Origin of the sequence: Hydrogenophaga sp. 2FB (assembly GCF_005503365.1) — a bacterium.
Taxonomy (GTDB): Bacteria; Pseudomonadota; Gammaproteobacteria; order Burkholderiales; family Burkholderiaceae_C; genus Hydrogenophaga.
Genome location: NZ_SCML01000011.1, coordinates 79,203 through 99,426, shown reverse-complemented (window position 1 = coordinate 99,426; position 20,224 = coordinate 79,203). Strand labels below are relative to the sequence as shown.

Annotated in this window: 16 protein-coding genes and 1 tRNA gene; 7 read left to right on the top strand and 10 right to left on the bottom strand. The window is 64.6% G+C overall.

Going from position 1 to position 20,224, the window contains the following annotated elements; all coding sequences use genetic code 11:
* The 8 genes from rbfA to FFS09_RS09075 all read right to left on the bottom strand — a co-directional run bounded on the left by rbfA (window position 1) and on the right by FFS09_RS09075 (window position 11,092).
* Window positions 1–375, bottom strand: coding sequence for a 30S ribosome-binding factor RbfA (gene rbfA, locus FFS09_RS09110; RefSeq protein ID WP_137918534.1), 375 nt, complete (start codon window positions 373–375; stop codon window positions 1–3).
* Between the two features lie 6 nt (window positions 376–381).
* Entirely contained in the window at window positions 382–3,258 is a 2,877-nt protein-coding gene (gene infB, locus FFS09_RS09105; protein ID WP_137918533.1) for a translation initiation factor IF-2, read from the bottom strand.
* A gap of 31 nt (window positions 3,259–3,289) precedes the next feature.
* On the bottom strand, window positions 3,290–4,789 hold the full coding sequence (nusA, locus tag FFS09_RS09100; protein WP_137918532.1) for a transcription termination factor NusA: 1,500 nt from the start codon (window positions 4,787–4,789) through the stop codon (window positions 3,290–3,292).
* A 51-nt stretch (window positions 4,790–4,840) separates the two neighbouring features.
* Window positions 4,841–5,440: a ribosome maturation factor RimP gene (gene rimP, locus FFS09_RS09095; RefSeq protein ID WP_137918531.1), complete on the bottom strand. Its 600-nt coding sequence runs from the start codon at window positions 5,438–5,440 to the stop codon at window positions 4,841–4,843.
* Window positions 5,441–5,614: 174 nt separating this feature from the next.
* Window positions 5,615–7,222 (bottom strand): ABC transporter ATP-binding protein, encoded by a 1,608-nt coding sequence (locus FFS09_RS09090; RefSeq protein ID WP_137918530.1) that lies wholly within the window; start codon window positions 7,220–7,222, stop codon window positions 5,615–5,617.
* Entirely contained in the window at window positions 7,219–8,259 is a 1,041-nt protein-coding gene (locus tag FFS09_RS09085; RefSeq protein WP_137918529.1) for an ABC transporter permease, read from the bottom strand. Before FFS09_RS09085 ends, FFS09_RS09090 begins: the two co-directional genes overlap by 4 nt.
* Window positions 8,259–9,290, bottom strand: coding sequence for a microcin C ABC transporter permease YejB (locus FFS09_RS09080; RefSeq protein WP_137918528.1), 1,032 nt, complete (start codon window positions 9,288–9,290; stop codon window positions 8,259–8,261). Before FFS09_RS09080 ends, FFS09_RS09085 begins: the two co-directional genes overlap by 1 nt.
* A gap of 5 nt (window positions 9,291–9,295) precedes the next feature.
* Window positions 9,296–11,092 (bottom strand): extracellular solute-binding protein, encoded by a 1,797-nt coding sequence (locus tag FFS09_RS09075; protein WP_137918569.1) that lies wholly within the window; start codon window positions 11,090–11,092, stop codon window positions 9,296–9,298.
* Window positions 11,093–11,168: 76 nt separating this feature from the next.
* Here FFS09_RS09075 and fabI point away from each other — a divergent pair, with 76 nt between their 5' ends.
* Both fabI and FFS09_RS09065 read left to right on the top strand, forming a co-directional pair.
* Window positions 11,169–11,966, top strand: coding sequence for an enoyl-ACP reductase FabI (gene fabI / locus FFS09_RS09070; protein WP_137918527.1), 798 nt, complete (start codon window positions 11,169–11,171; stop codon window positions 11,964–11,966).
* 55 nt (window positions 11,967–12,021) lie between these two features.
* Window positions 12,022–12,882: a DNA ligase gene (locus FFS09_RS09065; RefSeq protein WP_502703725.1), complete on the top strand. Its 861-nt coding sequence runs from the start codon at window positions 12,022–12,024 to the stop codon at window positions 12,880–12,882.
* 15 nt (window positions 12,883–12,897) lie between these two features.
* Here FFS09_RS09065 and FFS09_RS09060 read toward each other — a convergent pair whose 3' ends face one another.
* Window positions 12,898–15,174 carry an arginine/lysine/ornithine decarboxylase gene (locus FFS09_RS09060; RefSeq protein ID WP_137918526.1) on the bottom strand — a complete coding sequence of 759 codons (2,277 nt, stop codon included), beginning with the start codon at window positions 15,172–15,174 and terminating at the stop codon, window positions 12,898–12,900.
* A 222-nt stretch (window positions 15,175–15,396) separates the two neighbouring features.
* Here FFS09_RS09060 and FFS09_RS09055 point away from each other — a divergent pair, with 222 nt between their 5' ends.
* From FFS09_RS09055 to FFS09_RS09045, 3 genes are all read left to right on the top strand, one after another.
* Window positions 15,397–15,822 (top strand): NfeD family protein, encoded by a 426-nt coding sequence (locus tag FFS09_RS09055; RefSeq protein ID WP_137918525.1) that lies wholly within the window; start codon window positions 15,397–15,399, stop codon window positions 15,820–15,822.
* A 58-nt stretch (window positions 15,823–15,880) separates the two neighbouring features.
* On the top strand, window positions 15,881–16,795 hold the full coding sequence (locus tag FFS09_RS09050) for an SPFH domain-containing protein (protein ID WP_137918524.1): 915 nt from the start codon (window positions 15,881–15,883) through the stop codon (window positions 16,793–16,795).
* A 47-nt stretch (window positions 16,796–16,842) separates the two neighbouring features.
* A tRNA-Ser gene (locus tag FFS09_RS09045) sits at window positions 16,843–16,932 on the top strand.
* A 23-nt stretch (window positions 16,933–16,955) separates the two neighbouring features.
* Here the strand turns inward: FFS09_RS09045 and FFS09_RS09040 are convergent.
* On the bottom strand, window positions 16,956–17,972 hold the full coding sequence (locus FFS09_RS09040; RefSeq protein ID WP_137918523.1) for an AraC family transcriptional regulator: 1,017 nt from the start codon (window positions 17,970–17,972) through the stop codon (window positions 16,956–16,958).
* A 151-nt stretch (window positions 17,973–18,123) separates the two neighbouring features.
* Between FFS09_RS09040 and FFS09_RS09035 the strand changes: the two genes are divergently transcribed.
* Both FFS09_RS09035 and FFS09_RS09030 read left to right on the top strand, forming a co-directional pair.
* A complete protein-coding gene (locus tag FFS09_RS09035) occupies window positions 18,124–19,182 on the top strand; it encodes a beta-keto acid cleavage family enzyme (RefSeq protein WP_137918522.1) in 1,059 nt (352 codons plus the stop codon).
* Between the two features lie 46 nt (window positions 19,183–19,228).
* Window positions 19,229–20,221 (top strand): Bug family tripartite tricarboxylate transporter substrate binding protein, encoded by a 993-nt coding sequence (locus FFS09_RS09030; RefSeq protein WP_137918521.1) that lies wholly within the window; start codon window positions 19,229–19,231, stop codon window positions 20,219–20,221.
* Window positions 20,222–20,224 lie beyond the last annotated feature (3 nt).

Below are 20,224 nucleotides of genomic sequence, written 5' to 3'. Positions count from 1 at the left end.
TCAGTCCTCGTCTTTGGAACGTGAAGCGACGGCCTTGGAAATCAAGGCGTTCATGTCGGCCGCGCGCTCGGTGGTGCGGTCGAACAGGAAGTGCAATGTCGGCACGGTGTGGATGTGCAGACGCTTGAACAAGCCGCTGCGCAGGAAGCCGGCCGCCGCGTTGAGACCCTGAAGGGTCTCGTCGGGGTTGCCCGTGAGCAGGCTGAAGAACACCTTGGCGTGCGCGTAGTCCGGCGTCACCTCCACCGCATTGATCGTCACCATGCCCACCCGCGGGTCCTTGAGCTCGCGCGCGATCAGCTCGGCCAGATCACGCTGGATCTGGTCGGCCACGCGGAAACCGCGGTTGGGGGTGGATGATGCTTTGCGGGGCATGGTGGTTTACAGCGTACGCGCCACTTCCTTGACTTCGAAGAATTCGAGCTGGTCGCCTTCTTTGATGTCGTTGTAGTTCTTCAGCTTGATACCGCACTCGAAGCCTTCCTTGACTTCGCGCACGTCGTCCTTGAGGCGCTTGAGTGTGTCGATCTCGCCGGTGTAAATCACCACGTTGTCGCGCAGCAGGCGGAAATGCGCACTGCGGGTGACCATGCCGGAGGTGACCATACAACCCGCCACCGTGCCGATCTTGGAGGCCACGAACACCGTGCGGATCTCGGCCGCGCCGATGACCTCTTCACGTTTCTCTGGCGCCAACATGCCGGACATGGCCGCCTTCAACTCGTCCACGGCGTCGTAGATGATGTTGTAGTAACGCAGATCCACGTCGTTGCCTTCGGCCAGCTTGCGCGCGCCCACGTCGGCTCGCACGTTGAAGCCTATGACCACGGCCTTGGAGGCGATCGCCAGGTTGACGTCCGACTCGCTGATGCCGCCGACACCGGCGAACACCAGTTGCACCTTGACCTCGTCGGTCGACAGCTTGAGCAACGACTGGGCGAGCGCTTCCTGCGAACCTTGCACGTCGGCCTTGACGATGATGGGCAGCAGCTTGACTTCGCCTGCCGTCATGTCGGAGAACATGTTCTCCAGCTTGGCGGCCTGTTGCTTGGCCAGCTTGGTGTTGCGGAACTTGCCGGCACGGTAGGTCGCGATTTCGCGCGCACGGCGCTCGTCGGTCATCACCATGAAGTCGTCACCGGCTTGAGGCACTTCGGCCAAGCCCTGGATTTCCACCGGGATGGACGGACCGGCCGACTTGATCGTCTTGCCGTTTTCGTCCAGCATGGCGCGCACGCGGCCCGAGGTCTGACCGACCAGGATCACGTCGCCGGTCTTGAGCGTACCGCTCTGCACCAGCACCGTGGCCACCGCACCGCGACCCTTGTCCAGACGCGCTTCGATCACCAGGCCCTTGGCCATGGCATCCACGGGCGCCTTGAGCTCCAGCACTTCGGCCTGCAGCAGCACCTGCTCGAGCAGTGCGTCGACACCTTCGCCGGTCTTGGCCGACACGCCCACGAATGGGGTGTCGCCACCGAATTCTTCGGGCACGACTTCTTCGGCGACCAGCTCGGAACGCACCTTCTCGATATTGATACCAGGCTTGTCGATCTTGGTGATCGCCACCACCATCGGCACACCCGCCGCTTTCGCGTGCTTGATGGCTTCCTTGGTCTGCGGCATGACGCCATCGTCTGCCGCGCAGACCAGGATCACGATGTCGGTGGCCTGGGCGCCACGGGCACGCATGGCGGTGAACGCCTCGTGGCCCGGGGTGTCGAGGAAGGAGACCACACCGCGCGGGGTTTCCACGTGGTACGCCCCGATGTGCTGCGTGATGCCGCCGGCTTCGCCCGCCGCCACCTTGGCACGGCGGATGTAATCCAGCAACGAGGTCTTGCCGTGGTCGACGTGACCCATGACCGTGACCACCGGCGCGCGGGGCAGCGCTTCGGCGTCGGTCTGGGACGCTTCTTCGTCGGTGAAGGCTTCCGGATCGTCCAGCGCGGCCACGATGGCCTGGTGGCCCAGTTCTTCCACCACGATCATGGCGGTGTCCTGGTCCAGCGGCTGGTTGATGGTGACCATCTGACCCAGCTTCATCAACTGCTTGATGACTTCCGAGGACTTCAGACTCATCTTGTGCGCCAGTTCGGCCACGGTGATCGTTTCGGGCACATGGACCTCGATCACCTTGAACTCGGTCGGCGCCACGAAGTTACCCGAACCGCTGTCGCGCGAATCGCGGTCATTGCGGCGGCCGCGCGGGCCACCACGCCAGTTGGAAGAACGCCCGGCGCTGGTATCGCCACGGGTCTTGATTTCCTTCTTCTTGGCCGCGTCGTCCTTCCAGGTGGAGGACAGGTTTTCGGATTTGACTTCCTTCTTGCCCGCGGCACCGGCAACGCCCGGTGCGGCGACGGGTGCTGCCTTGCCCGGCGTACCCGCTGGCTTGTGCAAGGTGCCCTTGATGCCGGCCTTCGGGTCCGCACTGGGTGCGGGCTCGGGCTTCTTGGCCACCAGCGTCTTCGCTGGCGCGGCCATCATGGCGCGAATGTTGGCGGCTTCTGCCTCGGCCTTGCGGCGGCGCTCGTTCAGATCCTGCGCGCGCAGATCTTCCGCCTTCTTGGCTTCCGCGATCTTGTCGGCGGCGGCACGGGCGGCGGACTCGCGCTCGAGCGAGGCGGTTTTGGCCTCGGCGTCCTTGCCGGCCTTGACGGCAGCGGCTTCGGCGGCATTCTCCGGCGCTGCGGCCTCTTGTGCTGCGGCGGCTTCCTTGGCGGCACGTTCTTCTGCCGCCGCGCGTTCCTGCTCCGCCTTTGCCTGGGCCTGGGCTTCGCGAGCCTCTTCGGCCTCGCGGGCCTTGCGCTTTTCGGTCAGCTCTTCTTCCTGGCGGCGCAGCAATTCGGCCTGGCGGCGCGCGGATTCCTCGCGGCGAGCCAGTTCTTCGGCGTCGATCAAGGGCGCAGCCGGTGCGACAGGTTCTGCTTCCACTTCGGGCACCGCCACCTCGTCGTCGCGCTTGACGAAGGTGCGCTTCTTGCGCACTTCCACCTGGATCGTGCGCGCGCGCCCGGTCGCATCGGCCTGCTTGATCTCGGAGGTCGATTTCTTGACGAGGGTGATCTTCTTGCGCTCACCACCGGCCGTGCCGTGGCTGGCCTTGAGGTGGCCGAGCAACGACTGCTTGTCGGTTTCGGTGACGCGATCGGTCCCGGATGTCTTGGGCACTCCCGCAGCGGAGAGTTGCTCCAGCAAGACGGTGGTGGGTTTGTTCAGCTCGGCAGCCAATTCGGCGACGGTGGTACTGGTCATGGGTTCTTTTCTCCGCGTGGGCCTCCGCTGGTCAGTTGGTGGATTGCGCTTCGTCACCGGTAAACCAGTGCGCGCGTGCCAGCATGATCAGCGCCGTGGCCTCTTCAGGCGTCTGTGCGGTGATGTCGGTGAGCTCGTCGGTGGCCAGGTCGGCCAACTCGTCGCGGGTGTGGACGCCGGCATCGGCCAACTTGGCGATCAGCTCGGGGGTCACGCCTTCGAGGTCGCGCAGGTCTTGCGAAACTTCCTCGACGCTTTCTTCCCGGGCGATTTCCATCGTCAGCAAGGCATCCTTGGCGCGGGTGCGCAGCTCGTTGACGGTGTCTTCGTCAAATGACTCGATTTCAAGCATTTCCTGCAGCGGCACATAGGCCACTTCTTCGAGGCTGGTGAAGCCTTCCTCGATCAGGATGTCGGCGATTTCCTGGTCCACGTCCAGCTTGGCCATGAACACCTTGCGAATGCCGTCGGCCTCTTCGGCCTGTTTCTGCGCCGACTCGTCGGCGGTCATGATGTTGATGCGCCAGCCGGTCAACTCGGAGGCCAGGCGCACGTTCTGGCCGCCACGGCCGATCGCGATGGCGAGGTTTTCCTCGTCCACCACCACGTCCATGGCATGCCGCTCTTCGTCCACCACGATCGAAACCACGTTGGCCGGAGCCAGCGCGCCGATGACGAACTGCGCCGGGTCTTCCGACCACAGCACGATGTCCACGCGCTCACCGGCGAGTTCGTTGGTCACGCCGTTGACGCGCGAGCCACGCACGCCGACGCAGGTACCGATGGGGTCGATGCGCTTGTCGTAGCTGTGCACGGCGATCTTGGCGCGTGAACCGGGGTCACGGGCGCAGGTCTTGATCTCGAGCAGGCCTTGTTCGATCTCGGGCACTTCCTGGCGGAAGAGTTCGATCATGAAAGCGGGGGCGGAACGCGACAACAGGATGGGCGCGCCGCGCAGCGACAGGTCCACTTCCATGATGATGGCGCGCACGCGATCACCCGTGCGGAAGTTTTCCTTGGGGATCATTTCGCCACGCTTCAAGCGGCCTTCAACGCGGCCGCTCTCGACGATCAGGTCGCCCTTGTCCATGCGCTTGACGGTGCCGACGAAGATCTTGTCGCCACGCGACATGAAGTCGTTGAGCAGCATTTCGCGCTCGGCGTCGCGGATCTTCTGCAGGATGACCTGCTTGGCGGCCATGGCGCCGATGCGGCCGATCGGCACGCTCTCCACCGGCTTCTCGATGTAGTCGCCCTCTTCGATGTCGGCGAGTTCGTCGCGCGCATCGCTGAGCATTTCTTCGGCATCGGGGTTCTGCAGACCGGCCTCGTCGGGTACGACAAGCCAGCGGCGGAAGGTTTCGTAGGCGCCGGTATCAGGGTCCATCGCGACACGGATGTCGACTTCACCCTTGTAGAGCTTCTTGGTGGCCGAGGCCAACGCGAGTTCAACAGCACCGAGCACGACGTCGCGCTCGACGTTCTTCTCGCGTGAAATCGCATCGATCAACATCAACATTTCGCGGTTCATTTCACTCGCCCACCTTTCCGAATAGCTTGTCCGTAATCACAACGTTTTTTCTCATTCATCGCTGGGCGCAGCACCTGCACCCGGGGCCTGACGCCCCTTGAAATTCACAATCGGCGCCAGGCGCGCCTGCTGGATGTCGTCCAGCGAAAAAGTCATGGCCTGCATGGGTACCGGTGCGCGCTTCTTGCTCACCCGTTGCCCTGGCTTGGGCTCGGGCGCATCGCTCCACACCACCTGCCACTGCACACCATCGGCGGCACGTTCGAGCGTGCCGCGAAATTTCTTGCGGTTGGCCGCCACATCGGAACCCGTGACACCAATCGGCGCCTTCAAGGTCAGGTCCACCACGTGGCCCTCGAACCGCACGTAGTCGATCTCGCGCTTGAGTGGTCGGTCGATACCGGGGGAGCCCACTTCGAGGCGCCGGTATTCCAGACCTTCCACTTCCAGCAGGTACTGCAACTGCCGCGTGATCTTTTCGCAATCTTCCACCGTCACGAACTGCTCCGGGGGCAAGGGCTGGCCGGCTTGCGGTGCTTGCCACGGCAAGTCGATCGTGATCCGCAGCAACCCGCCGGCGGAGCGTTCGAGCTCCACCAGGTCAAAACCCAGTCCGGTAACGGTTTGCTCTACGGTGTCTTGCCAAGCCATGCTGCGCGGTGTCTGCCCAGGGTTCGTGTGGTCGTATTGCCCTGTGGTTATCCGCAGGGCCAAAATCGTTCGGCCAAAAAAAATGGGCCGGTGAGAACCCGCCCATTTGGTCGTGAAGCAAGGATTGTAACCCGTTTACATCTCGCTTTCAAGCATCCGGAATGCTTTGCGCTCTCAGCCAGCGGCCTGCACCAGTGCGCGGGTATAGGGGTGTTGCGGCGCGTGCAAAACCCGCTGCACAGTGCCACTTTCGACTACATCGCCGTCTTTCATCACGAGCACGTCATGCGCCATGGCCTGGATCACGTCCACGTCGTGGGTGATGAGCAGGTAGCTCAGGCCCCGCTCGCGCTGCAGGCGCTGCAACAGCGCCAGCACCTGTTTCTGCACCGTCACGTCCAGCGCGCTGGTGGGCTCGTCGAGCACCAGCAGCTCGGGGTTGACGATGAGCGCGCGGGCGATCGCCAGCCGCTGGCGCTGCCCGCCGGAGAATTCATGCGGGTAGCGCTGCAACCAGTCGCCGCCACGGGATGGATCGTCCACCAGGCCCACGTCGGCCAGGGCCGTCACCACGCGCTCGCGCCGCTGCGCCACCGAGAGGCCGGGCTGGTGCACCCGCAGCCCTTCCCCCACGATCTGCTCGACGGTCATGCGGGGTGAGAGCGAGGAAAACGGGTCCTGGAACACCACCTGGATGCGCTGGCGCAAGGCTTTTTCCTGTCCGCTGTGCTTCGCCTGTTTCCAGTCGGTGCCGCCCACTTGCAAGCTGCCCTGGTGCGGCAGAAGGCCCAACGTGGCCAGCGCGAGGGTGGATTTTCCAGAGCCGGATTCACCGATCACGCCCAGCGTGTGTCCCGGGGCAATGGACATGTCCGCGCCCTGCACGGCCACGAACTCGCCCTTCTTGAACCAGCCGCGAAAACCTGGCAGGCGCACCGGATAGCCCACGCGCAAGCCCTGTGTCTGCAACACGGGCACGGCATCCGGGCGGCTCACCGGTTCGACCACGTCGCGCGAGGGCTTGCTGGCCAGCAGCATGCGGGTGTAGGCGTGCCGCGGCGCGGCAAACACGTCGCCCACCTCGCCCTGCTCCACCAGATGCCCTCGCTCCATGACCGCCACGCGGTCCGCAAAACGGCGCACGAGGTTCAGGTCGTGCGTGATCAGCAGCACCGCCATGCCGTGCTGGCGCTGCAGGTCGGTCAGCAAGTCGAGGATTTGCTCGCGCAGGCTCACGTCGAGCGCGGTGGTGGGCTCATCGGCGATCAGCAGCTTGGGCGCGCTGGCCAGGGCCATGGCGATCATGGCGCGCTGGCGCTGGCCACCGCTCAGCTGGTGCGGGAAGGCGTTGGCGCGCCGCGCGGGCTCGGGAATGCCGGTGGACGCCAGCAGCTCGATGGCCGAGGTGCTGGCCTGCCGGGGCGTGAGGCCTTTCTTGAGTTGCAGCACCTCGCGGATCTGATCGCCCACGGTGTAGAGCGGGTTGAGCGCGCTCATGGGCTCCTGGAACACGAAGGCCACGTCGTCGCCGCGCACGCCGCGCAGTTGCCGCTCGGTCAGCGCGAGCAGGTCGCGGCCATTCAGCAGCGCGGTGCCCGACACCTCGGCGTTGTGCACCAGGCGCAGCAACGACAGCGCCGAGACGGTCTTGCCCGAACCGGATTCGCCCACCAGCGCGAGCTTCTCGCCGGCCCGAATCGAAAAATCGATGCCGTGCACGACCTCCTGGCCGCCGAACGACACGCGCAAGCCTTTGACGTCGAGCAACGTGGGCGCGGTCATTGATCCGCCTTCCGGGGGTCGAGCGCGTCGCGCAAGGCGTCGCCCATGAAGGTGAGCAACAGCAGCGTGATGACGAGCACCGCAAAGGTGGAGAGCGAAATCCACCACGCGTCGATGCTGTTCTTGCCCTGGCTGAGCAACTCGCCCAGTGACGGCGTGCCCGGCGGCACGCCCAGGCCCAGAAAGTCGAGGGAGGTCAGCGCCAGGATGGCCGCGCTCATGCGAAACGGCAGGAAGGTCACGACGGGGGTGAGGCTGTTGGGCAGCACATGGCGCCAGATGATCTGCCCGTTTGACAGGCCCATGGCCCGCGCCGCGCGCACGTAGTCGAGCTGGCGGTTGCGCAGGAATTCGGCGCGGACGTAGTCGGACAGGCCCATCCAGCCAAACAGGCTGAGCAGGATCAGCAACAAACCAATGCTGGGCGAGAACACGGCCGAGAAGATGATGAGCAGGTAGAGCTCGGGCATGGAGCTCCAGATTTCGATGAAGCGCTGGAAGGCCAGATCGGTCTTGCCGCCGAAGAAGCCCTGAATGGCCCCGGTGACGATGCCCAGCACCACGCCGATGGCCGTGAGTGCCAGCGCGAACAGCGCACTGACGCGGAATCCATAGATCAACTGCGCCAGCAGGTCGCGGCCGCGGTCGTCGGTACCGAACCAGTTGGCCCGGGTGGGCGCCGAGGGGTTGGGCTTCTCGGCGAAGTAGTTGATGGTCTGCGCGCCGTAGGGGTTGGGTGCGTAGAGCGCCCAGTTGTCACCGCGGGTGATCTGTTCGCGGATGAACGGGTCGAGGTAGTCGGTGGGCGTTTCGAAGTCGCCGCCGAACGCCGTCTCCGGATAGTCCTGGACGATGGGGAAATAGGTCTTGCCCTCGTAGCGCACGACCAGGGGCCGGTCGTTGGAGAGCACCTCGGCGAACAGGCTGGCCACCACCAGCGTGCAGAAGATGATGAGGCTCCAGTAGCCCAGGCGGTTGCGCTTGAAGCGCTGCCAGGCGCGGCGGCCCGGGCTGAGTGAGGGGTGCTGCGGCGCCATCAGTCGAACTTCACGCGGGGGTCGACCCACACGTAGCAAAGATCGGAGATGAGCTTGGTCACCAGGCCGATCAAGGTGAACAGGAACAGCGTGCCCATGACCACCGGGTAGTCGCGCCGGATCACGCTCTCGTAGCTCAACAGGCCCAGGCCATCGAGCGAGAACAGGGTTTCGATCAGCAGCGCGCCGGTGAAGAACGCGCCGATGAAGGCCGACGGAAAGCCGGTGATGATGGGGATGAGCGCGTTGCGAAAAACGTGTTTCCACAGCACCTGCCGCTCGTCCAGGCCTTTGGCGCGCGCGGTCATCACGTACTGCTTGCGGATTTCCTCCAGGAACGCGTTCTTGGTCAGCATGGCGGTGACAGCGAAGCTGCCCAGCACCATCGCCGTGACGGGCAAGGTGATGTGCCAGAGGTAGTCTGCGATGCGCGCGCCCCAGCTCAGCTCATCCCAGTTGGATGACGTCAGGCCGCGCAAGGGGAACCACTGCAGCTGCCCGCCAAAGATCACGAGCAGCGCCACGCCGAGCACGAAACCGGGGATGGCGTAGCCCACCAGCACCAGCAACGTGGTGACAAAGTCGAACTTCGAGCCCGCCCGCACCGCCTTGGCCACGCCCAGCGGCACCGCCACGCCGTAGCTGATGAGGAAGGTCCACAGGCCCAACGTGATGGATACGGGCAGCTTTTCCATGATGAGTTCGCTCACCGGCTTGTTCTGGAAGAAGCTGTTGCCCAGGTCGAAGCGCGCGAAACGGCTCAGCATGTCCACGAAGCGCACGTGCGCTGGCTTGTCGAAGCCGTAGAGCGCCTTGATCTGCTCCAGCCGCTGCGCGTCCACGCCCTGCGCACCGCGGTAGGTCATGCCACTGCCTTCGGTACCGCCCGGCCCCGCCCCGGCGCGTGCATCGGCCAGGTACTGCTCCACCGGACCACCGGGCACGAACTGGATCACCACGAAGGTGAGCAGCAGCACGCCAAACAGGGTGGGCAACATGAGCAGCAAGCGCTTGAGGATGTAGACCCACATGTTCGTTACCTTTTTGCCCACCAGGTGCTGATGGCCCAGGTTTCGGCCTGGGTGTAGGGCGGCATCTGCGCCGGTTTGTCCAGGCGCGTGGCGTTGTACGCCATGCGGTGCTCGTTGACCGTCCACTGCGGGATCAGGTAGTGGCTGTGTGCGATCACGCGTTCCAGCGCGTGGCAGGCGGGCAGCAGTTCGGCCTTGTCGCGCGCGCTGGTCATGCGGCGGATGAGCGCGTCCACCGCCGGGCTCTTGACGCCCGCGAAGTTGCCCGAGCCCTCCACATCGGCCGCCTTGCTGCCGAAGATGTCGAGGTATTCCTGCCCGGGGTTGTTGGTGCCGGGGAAGGCAATGGAGATCATTTCGTAGTCGAAGCGGTCCACGCGCTGCTGGTAGAGCGCGTAGTCCACCGAACGGAAGTTCAGGCGGATGCCCAGCTTCTCCAGGTTGCGGATCCAGGGCGCGACGGAGCGAACGCCGCCCTCGCGGCTGTCGAGGTACTCCAGCACAAAGGGCTGGCCTTGCGCGTTGCGCAGCGCGCCATCGCGGTACACCCAGCCCGCCTCCTGCAACAGCGCGCGGGCGCGGCGCAGGTTCGCGCGCAGGGAAGAATCGCCGTCGGTGCGCGGCGGCACGGTCATCGGGCCGAACACGGCGTCGGGCACCTTGCCGCGCCAGGGTTCGAGCAGCGCCAGCTCTTCGGGCGAGGGGGTGCCCTGCGTCTCGCAGTCGGTGTTGCCGAACAAGCCGTTCACACGGTGGTACGAGTTGTAGAACATCTGCCGGTTCATCCACTCGTAATCCATCGCCAGGCCCAGGGCTTCGCGCACGCGCACGTCGGCCAGCTTGGGGTTGCGCGTGTTCAGCACATAGCTCTGAAAGCCCGAAGGCAGGCGGTGGGCAAATTCGCCCTTGACCAGTTCGCCGCTGTCGAAGCGCTTACCGCTGACGCGGCGCGCCCAATCGCCCGCGGAGAACACCTGCATCAGGTCGTATTCGCCGGCCTTGAAGCCTTCCAGCCGCGCGGTGTTGTCCTTGTAGATCTTGACCGTGATGCGGTCGAAGTTGTCGGTGCCGCGCTTGACGTTGAGGTTTCGCGCCCAGTAGTTCGGGTCGCGCACGTAGGTGATGTCGCGGCCGAAGGAGACGGGCCCGATCTTGTAGCGCCCGCTGCCGATGGGGATGTCCATGATGACCTGGTCAAACGGCTTGGGCTTGCCGTCCACCACGCCCCACTTCCGGCTGAACACGGGAATGGTGCCAACCGTCAGGGGCAGTTCGCGGTTGGGCCGCTTGAAGCGGAAGCGCACGGTGCGCTCGTCGATCACGTCCAGCCCGGCCACATCGTCCAGCAAGGTCTTGTAGCCCGGCATGGTCTGCGGACTCATCAAGGTGTCAAAGCTGTGGCGCACGTCCGCGGCCAGCACGGGGTCGCCATTGTGAAAGCGCGCTTCGGGCCGGAGCTTGAAGGTGGCCGACAGTCCATCGGCCGCCACGGTGACATCGTTCGCCAGCAAGCCATACGCCGAAGCCGTCTCGTCCAGCGAAGGCGTCAACAAGGTGTCGAACATCAGCGCGGCCAGGTAGGCCGGCGCCGAACCGCGGATGGTGAACGGGTTGTACTTGTCGAAGGTGGAGACCCGCTGGTTGCTCACCAGCCGCAGCTCGCCGCCCTGGGGCGCCTGCGGGTTCACGTAGTCGAAATGCGCGAAACCGTCGGGGTACTTGAGATCGCCCCACAGCGCATACCCGTGCACCGCCCAACTCGCCGGGCTCCACACCACCAACGCCAGGGCCGCGCACAACATGGCGAGGCGGCTGAGGGGGCGAGGACGGATGACACGCATGAGACAATTCTGCTGGATTTTTCTCTGGAGATTGAAAATGGGTTTTCTTGCTGGCAAGAAATTGCTGATCACGGGCGTGCTGTCCAACCGTTCCATCGCTTACGGCATTGCCAAGGCCTGCCACCAACAGGGTGCGGAGCTCGCGTTCAGCTACGTCGGCGACCGCTTCAAGGACCGCATCACCGAGTTCGCGGCCGACTTCAATTCATCGCTGCTCTTCGATTGCGACGTGAGCGACGATGCGCAGATCGACAAGATGTTCGCCGACCTGTCGCAGACCTGGCCCAAGTTCGACGGCTTCGTGCACAGCATCGGCTTCGCGCCGCGCGAGGCTATCACCGGCGACTTCCTCGAAGGCCTCTCGCGCGAAGCCTTCCGCATCGCGCACGACATCAGCGCCTACAGCTTCCCGGGTATGGCCAAGGCGGCCCTGCCCTACCTGAACGACAAGGCCGCGTTGCTCACGCTGAGCTACATGGGCGCGATCCGCGCCGTGCCGAACTACAACACCATGGGCCTGGCCAAGGCCAGCCTGGAAGCGTCGGTGCGTTACCTGGCCGAATCGCTCGGCCCCAAGGGCATGCGCGTCAACGGCATCAGCGCCGGCCCGATCAAGACGCTCGCGGCCAGCGGCATCAAGGACTTCAGCAAGCTGCTCAACCTCGTGGCCAGCGCGGCACCCATTCGCCGCAACATCACGATCGAAGAAGTGGGCAACGTGGCGGCGTTCCTGCTGTCCGACCTGGCGTCGGGCGTGTCGGCGGAGATCACGTATGTGGACGGCGGCTACGCCCAGACCACGGGCGTGAGCCTCGACAGCCAGGCCATGCGCTGATTTTTCTTTTTTCAAGGAGATCCCGGCGCCGCTGACGTGGCCTGGGTGGTGTGCTTTGCAACGACGCAAATTGTTCACCGGGCTCGGAGCGGCCCTGCTGCTGACCGCTCTGCCTGTTCCAACGTGGGCGGACGGTGCGCCCGCGTTGATGCTGGCCGGCGTCTACCGCCCCGGCATCCCGCTGGGCGCGTATTGGCTCAGCGAAAAATACGACGGCCTGCGCGCGTTCTGGGACGGTCAGCGGTTGCGCACCCGTGGCGGCGAGACCATCGTGCCGCCCGCCTGGTTCACCGCGGGTTGGCCCGCGGAGGCCATGGATGGCGAACTCTGGGCCGGCCGAGGCCGCTTCGAAGACGCCCTGTCTACCGTGCGCCAACAAACGCCCAACGAAGACGCCTGGCGTCGTATCCGCTTCATGGTGTTCGACCTGCCCGGCCACCCGGGCGCATTCTCCGACCGCATCACGGCCTACCACGGCCTGGTGTCGCGCATCGATCAGCCCTGGGTGCGTGCCGTGCCCCAGGAACGCGTGCCGAACCACGCCGTGCTCATGGCGCACCTTGACCGCATGGTGAAGGACGGTGGTGAAGGCTTGATGCTCCACCGTGGCGATGCGCCCTACCGGGCGATCCGCAGCGACGACCTGCTCAAGGTCAAGACGCACGAAGATGCCGAAGCCCGTGTGATCGCACACCTGCCCGGCCAAGGCCGCCATGCAGGTCGCATGGGTGCTCTGCTGGTTGAGACACCCAAGGGTCAGCGCTTTCGCCTGGGCACCGGTTTCACCGATGCGCAGCGCGAACAGCCACCCGCCGTGGGCGAGTGGGTGACCTATCGATTCCGAGGCATCAACACCAGCGGCGTGCCGCGTTTCGCCAGCTTCGTGCGGGTGCGGCCGGACCTACCGCGCTTTTGAAGCGCGGCGAAGGTCTCAGACCTTCACGCAGTCGGCGAAGAAGCGCTTGCGACCGTCGTCACCCACCACTTCCACCAGGCCGTGGATGTCGGTCTCGAAGCCCGGGCACTGCAGGTTGAATTCGCGCGCGAACTTCAGGTAGTCGACGATCTTCTTGTTGAACACCTCGCCCGGGATCAGCAGCGGAATGCCCGGTGGGTACGGCGTGACCAGGCTCGTGGTGATGCGGCCTTCCAGGTCGTCGATCGGCACCCGCTCGGTGGTGCGCTGCGCGATGTGCGCGAATGCGTCGGTCGGCTTCATCGCGGGCGTGAGGTCGCTCAGGTACATCTCGGTGGTCAGGCGCGCGATGTCGTAGCGCGCATACAGCTCGTGCACGTGCTGGCACAGGTCGCGCAGGCCCATCTGCTCGTAGCGCGGGTGCTTCTGGCAGAACTCCGGCAGGATGCGCCACATCGGCTGGTTCTTGGCGTAGTCGTCCTTGAACTGCTGCAGCGCGGTCAACAGCGTGTTCCAGCGGCCCTTGGTGATGCCGATGGTGAACATGATGAAGAAGCTGTAGAGGCCGGTCTTCTCCACCACCACGCCGTGCTCGGCGAGGAACTTGGTGACGATGGACGCGGGAATGCCATCGGTCTCGAAGCGGCCGTCCAGGTTCAGGCCCGGCGTGACGATGGTCGCCTTGATCGGGTCGAGCATGTTGAAGCCCGGCGCCATGTCGCCAAAGCCGTGCCAGTCCTTGTCGTTGAAGGACACGTCCTTCTGCTTGAGCACCCAATCCCCGGCCTCGCCCATGCCCTCGTCGGCCAGGTCGTCCGGGCCCCAGACCTTGAACCACCAGTCGTCCTCGCCGAACTCGGCCTCCACCTTGCGCATGGCGCGGCGGAAATCGAGCGCCTCGAAGATGCTCTCTTCCACCAGCGCGCGGCCGCCGGGCGGCTCCATCATGGCCGCGGCCACGTCGCAGCTCGCGATGATCGCGTACTGCGGGCTGGTGCTGGTGTGCATCAGGTAGGCCTCATTGAAGAGGTGCCTGTCGAGCTTGACGTTCTGCGAGTCCTGCACCAGCACGTGGCTGGCCTGGCTGATGCCCGCGAGCAGCTTGTGGATCGACTGCGTGGCGTACACCACCGACTCCATCGGCCGCGCGCGCTTCTTGCCCATGGCGTGGAAGTTGCCGTAGAACGGGTGGAAGGCCGCGTGCGGCAGCCAGGCTTCGTCGAAGTGCAGGTTGGCCACATAGCCGTCGAGCATGCTCTTGATGGCCTCGGTGTTGTAGAGCACACCGTCGTAGGTGGACTGCGTCAGCGTCAACACGCGCGGCTTCACGGTCGTGGCGTCCACGCCGGCCAGCAGAGGGTTGGCGCGGATCTTGGCCTGGATCGCTTCGATCTCGAACTCGCTTTGCGGGATCGGGCCGATGATGCCGTAGTGGTTGCGCGTGGGCTTCAGGAAAACGGGGATTGCGCCCGTCATGATGATGCTGTGCAGGATGGACTTGTGGCAGTTGCGGTCCACCACCACCACGTCGCCCGGCGCCACCGTGTGGTGCCACACCATCTTGTTGCTGGTGCTGGTGCCGTTGGTGACGAAGAAGCAGTGGTCGGCGTTGAAGATGCGCGCCGCGTTGCGCTCGCTGGCGCCGATCGCGCCGTTGTGGTCCAGCAGCTGGCCGAGTTCTTCCACCGCGTTGCACACGTCGGCGCGCAGCATGTTTTCACCGAAGAACTGGTGGAACATCTGCCCCACCGGGCTCTTCAGAAACGCCACGCCACCGGAGTGGCCGGGGCAATGCCAGGAGTACGAACCGTCTTCCGCGTAGTCCAGCAGCGCCTTGAAGAACGGTGGCTGAATGCCTTCGAGGTAACTTTTGGCCTCGCGGATGATGTGGCGCGCCACGAACTCCGGCGTGTCCTCGAACATGTGGATGAAGCCATGCAGCTCGCGCAGCACGTCGTTGGGCAGGTGCCGGCTGGTCTTGGTTTCGCCGTAGATGTAGATCGGCACATCCGCGTTCTTGCGCCGCACCTCGTCGATGAAGCTGCGCAGGTTCAGCACCACCGGGTCCATGTCCTCGCCCGAGCTGAATTCTTCGTCGTCGATCGACAGGATGAATGCGCTCGCCCGGCTCTGCTGCTGCGCGAACTGGCTCATGTCGCCGTAACTCGTCACACCCACCACCTCGAAGCCCTCGGCCTCGATCGCCTGCGCCAGCGCGCGAATGCCCAGACCCGACGTGTTCTCGGAGCGGAAGTCCTCATCGATGATGACGATGGGAAAGCGGAATTTCATGTGGTTCTCCAGCCGCACAACGCCGGCTACGGGGGAAGGGTATCGGGAGCACGAGGCCCCATCGATGGCAAAGCAGGCGCGAAGTGTACGGAAATCGAGTGGCACCCTGCGGAACGTGCCAGGCTTTTGTCGCAGAATGTGGCGCAAGCCAGACAATCGACCGGCTTGACCCCATAGGGTCCCCCTCCCTCTTTTTCGTTCCCGAGTCAGGAGCATTCATTCATGGCGGAATCAACCTTGTGGTGGCTGTTGGCCGGTGCGGCGGTGGCGGTGGAGCTTTTCACCGGCACCTTCTACCTGCTCATGCTCGCGGTCGGCATGGTGGCTGCCGCGCTCGCGGCGCACGCCGGCGCGGACACGACGGTGCAGCTCGTCGTGGCGGCAATGGTCGGGTCGGCCTCGGTGATCGGCTGGCACCTCATCAAGCGGCGGCGCGCGGGGGACCCGTCCGTGCGCTCCCTGCGCAGCGTCAACCTGGATGTGGGCGAGATCCTGCAGATCGACGAGTGGCAGGCCGATGGCACGGCCACCGTGAAATACCGCGGCGCGCAATGGACCGTCATCCAGCGGCCGGGCAACGCGCCCACGCCGGGCAGCTATCGCGTGGCCGAGCTCGTGGGCAACCGGCTGCTGGTCGACAAAGTTTGAGCGCGTGCGCGTGCGCTACCCTCACCCTCTTCTGCAACCTCACTGAGACGCCATCGCCATGGAAATTGCCATTGTTCTGTTCATCATCGCCGTCATATTCATCACCCGCTCTGTCAAGGTGGTGCCGCAGCAGAACGCCTGGGTGGTGGAGCGGCTGGGCAAGTACCACGCCTCGCTGGCGCCCGGCCTGAACTTCCTGGTGCCCTTCATCGACAAAGTCGCGTACAAGCACAGCCTGAAAGAAATCCCGCTGGACGTGCCCAGCCAGGTCTGCATCACGCGCGACAACACGCAGCTGCAAGTCGACGGCATCCTGTACTTCCAGGTGACGGACCCGATGCGCGCCAGCTACGGCTCGTCCAACTACATCGTCGCCGTGACCCAGCTGGCCCAGACCTCGTTGCGATCGGTCATCGGCAAGCTCGAACTCGACAAGACCTTCGAAGAGCGCGACATCATCAACGCGCAGATCGTGCATGCCATCGACGAAGCCGCTTTGAACTGGGGCGTGAAGGTGCTGCGCTATGAAATCAAGGACCTGACGCCGCCGAAGGAAATCTTGCTGGCCATGCAGGCGCAGATCACTGCCGAGCGCGAGAAGCGTGCGCTGATCGCCGCGTCGGAAGGCCGCCGCCAGGAGCAGATCAACATCGCCACCGGCGAGCGCGAGGCCTTCATCGCCCGCTCCGAGGGTGAGAAGCAAGCCGAGATCAACAACGCGCAAGGTGAAGCATCGGCCATTCTGGCGGTGGCCGAAGCCACGGCCGAGGCCATTCGCAAGGTGGCCGATGCGATCCGCCAGCCCGGCGGCCAGGAAGCCGTGCAACTCAAAGTGGCGGAGAAGGCTGTGGACGCCTACAGCAAGGTCGCGGCCGATGCGACCACCACGCTGATCGTGCCGAGCAACATGACCGAGGTGTCCGCGCTCATCGCGTCCGCCATGAAGATGGTCGGCACGGGCAAAAGCGCTTGATGCCAGGCTGAATACACAGATTGGCCTGCTACAATCGCAGGCTTCGCGGAGAGGTGGATGAGTGGTTTAAGTCGCACGCCTGGAAAGCGTGTGTGGGCTAATCCCCACCGCGGGTTCGAATCCCGCCCTCTCCGCCATTGACTGGGTCGCTGACGACCACCTAAGAGCCTCGCTTCCCTATGGAATCGGGGCTTTTTTGTTTCTTCGCACGGGCATCCATCGGATAGCCGCGCTTCCAGCGAGAGAACGCACTCAGGCTGCTGAATCCCAACAAGGGGGCGATGTCGGTGAGCTTGCGGTCGCCGTAGCCCAGCAGGCGCTGGGCTTGTTCGAGTCGGATGTCGTCCAGCAATTGTGTGAACGTCGTGCCATGCGCGGACAGCCTGCGGTGCACGGTGCGCCGGTCCACGCCCAGGTGCATGGCCACCTGGTCCGCACCGCAGCGGCCGGTGGGCAGCAAGGCCATGATGAGCTGCTCCACCTCCTCCCGAAACGTGAAGGGGTGCCCCGACAGATCGTCGTGCATCAGCTTGCGCACTTGCTGACGCATCGCGGGGTCGGCGAAGTGCAGCGGCGCATCCAGCTCCGCCGACAGCAGGGCAATGCCGTTGTGGTCCTGCGAAAACAGGAAGTTGCTGCCCAGGATGCTGCGGTGCCAGGAAAGATCGGCGGGCGCAGGGTGCATGAAGCTCACGCGGCGGGGTTGCCACGTCTTGCCCAGCGCGAGGCACAGGGTGTGATAGAGCGCGCCCAGCGCCAACTCCACCGATTGCCGCCCGGCACCGACCGAGGGCAACAGCATCTGCTCGATCACGGCAATGCCACCGTCCTCGTGAATCCTGGTGCTCAGGCTTTCGTTGTGCAGGTACAGATACCGGGTGAGCGTGTCCAGCACCTGGCGCAACGTGGGCTCATCGCGCGCCAGCATGCCGACGACCCCGAAGGACGACAAGCGCCGCGTGACCGACAGGCGCAGACCGAAGGCTTCCTCCCCCGAGCGCTCCGCCGACAGCTCCATCAAGCGCATGACCGCAGTGGCGGGAATGCGCAACTCCGTGCTGTCCAGGCACGAGAGCGGCAGGCCCACCGCGGCCAGCATCTCGTGCGGCACCAGGCCGACGCTGGATGCCAGGTCGGCGTAGTGGGTCAGGCTGGCGCTGCGCATCAGGACGGGCATAAGGTTTTCCCTAGGTGTCCCAACAGGATAAGTCAACGTCCCGAAACGTCAAACATCAAACGGTCGGAGTGCCTAAATTCAGCACCGCAGAAAGGCTCATCTGGAGCCTCGACAGCCCGCAAACACTGAATTGAAAGTTGAAAGGCACACCATGAACTTCCTCGACGGCCACCTGTTTCCCGAGAACCAACAACCGCTGATCATCACGGCGGCGCCCTATGCGCCCTCGTGGATGCCGGACGATTTCCCCGGCGAAATCGCCGTCACCATGGAAGAGCAGATCCAGAAGGCGGTGGACTGCTACAACGCCGGCGCCCAGGTGCTGCACCTGCATGTGCGCGAGCTCGATGGTCGCGGCAGCAAGCGCCTGTCGAAGTTCAACGAACTGATTGCCGGGGTGCGCGCCCGCGTGCCCGAGATGATCATTCAGGTGGGTGGCTCCATCAGCTTTGCGCCGGAAACCGACGGCGCCGCCGCCAAGTGGCTGAGCGACGACACGCGCCACATGCTGGCCGAGCTGGACCCCAAGCCCGATCAGGTCACGGTCACGATCAACACCTCGCAGATGAACATCCTGGAGCAGTTCGATGCGCGCGACATCGTCGGCACCTCCATGGAAGACCCGGCCGTGTTCAACGCCTACAAGGAAATGACCGTGCCCGCGCAGCCGGGCTGGGCCGAGGAGCACATCCGCCGCCTGAGCGAAGCCGGCATTCAAAGCGCCTTCCAGTGCTACAACATCAACAGCTTCGAATCGGTGGAACGCCTGATGCGCCGTGGCATCTACAAGGGCCCGCTGGTGCTGAACTGGGTGGCGATCGGCGGCGGCATGGATGCGCCCAACATCTACAGCCTGGCCCACTTCGTGCGCGCCGTTCCCGATGGCGCCGTGCTGACGGTGGAAAGCTCGGTGCTCAACGTGTTGCCCATCAACGCCATGGGCATCGCCATGGGCCTGCATGTGCGCTGCGGCACGGAAGACAATCTCTGGAACCAGACGCGCACCGAGAAGATGGGGACGGTGGCGCAGATCGAGCAACTCGTGCGCATGGCCAAGGAGTTCAGCCGTCCGATCGCCACGCCACAGCAGGCACGTGAGATCTGCAAGATCGGCGTGTTCTACGACACCGCGGAAGAAACGCTGGAACAGAACGGCTTTGCACCGAACCGCAATGGTGGCCAGCAAGGTTATCTGCGCAAGGTCGCCTGAGTGGATCCCGTCCGCTGCCCATCATTGACGTCATCTGGATAGCAACATGAACTTCAACGCTTCTTCCTTCTCGCGCCGCACATGTCTTCTGGCATTGCTGGCCGTCCTCCCCTGCGCCCACGTGGCTGCGCAAAGCGCCTGGCCCAACCGGCCCATCCGGATTCTCGTTCCCGCACCGGCCGGCGGGGCGTCCGACATGATCGCGCGCACTGTCGCGGAGAGCGTTCGCAAGAGCACGAACCAGACGGTCCTGGTCGAAAACAAGCCCGGCGCGGGCGGCATCATCGCGGTGGAAACCATGCTGGGCGCGCCGCGCGACGGCTATACCTTCGTGTTGTCGCCCAACTCCCTGGTGACGGAAAACCCGCACAGCTACAAGTTCCGGTTCGACCCTTTCAAGGACCTGGCCCCGGTCGCCGAGGTGGCCAGCGTGGCGCTGGTGCTGGTGGCAGATCCCGGCCTGCCGCTCGCGAACATCACCGAGATGGTGGCGTACGTCAAAGCGCGCCCCGCCAAGACGTCCTACGCGTCCTACAGCCCGGGCACGCTGTCGCACCTCAAGGGCATGCAGTTCAGCAAGGCCGCGGGGCTGAGCATGGAGCACGTGGGCTACAAGGGCTCACCACCCGCCTTGCAGGACCTGATGGGTGGGCAGGTCCAGTTCATGTTTGACGGCATGGGCACCTCGCTGCCCTTGATCAAGAACAGCAAGGTGCGCGCGCTGGCCGTCACGTCGGCGAAACGCTCGCCCTACCTGCCCGATGTGCCCACGCTGGCCGAAGCGGGCTTCCCCGAGCTGAGCCAGATCATGGGTACCACGATCTGGTCCACGCCCGACGTGCCACTGGAGATCCGCGACAAATTCCGCCAGGAACTGCTCAAGGCCATCTCGACGCCATCGGTGAAGAGCCAACTCGCCGCACTCGGCATGGATGCCGGCAATCCGTCGCAAACCATCCCCGATCTGGAAAAGGCGCTGAAACAAGACAACGAGCACACCGGCCAGATGCTGCGCTCCATCAACTACAAACCGCAGTAAGCC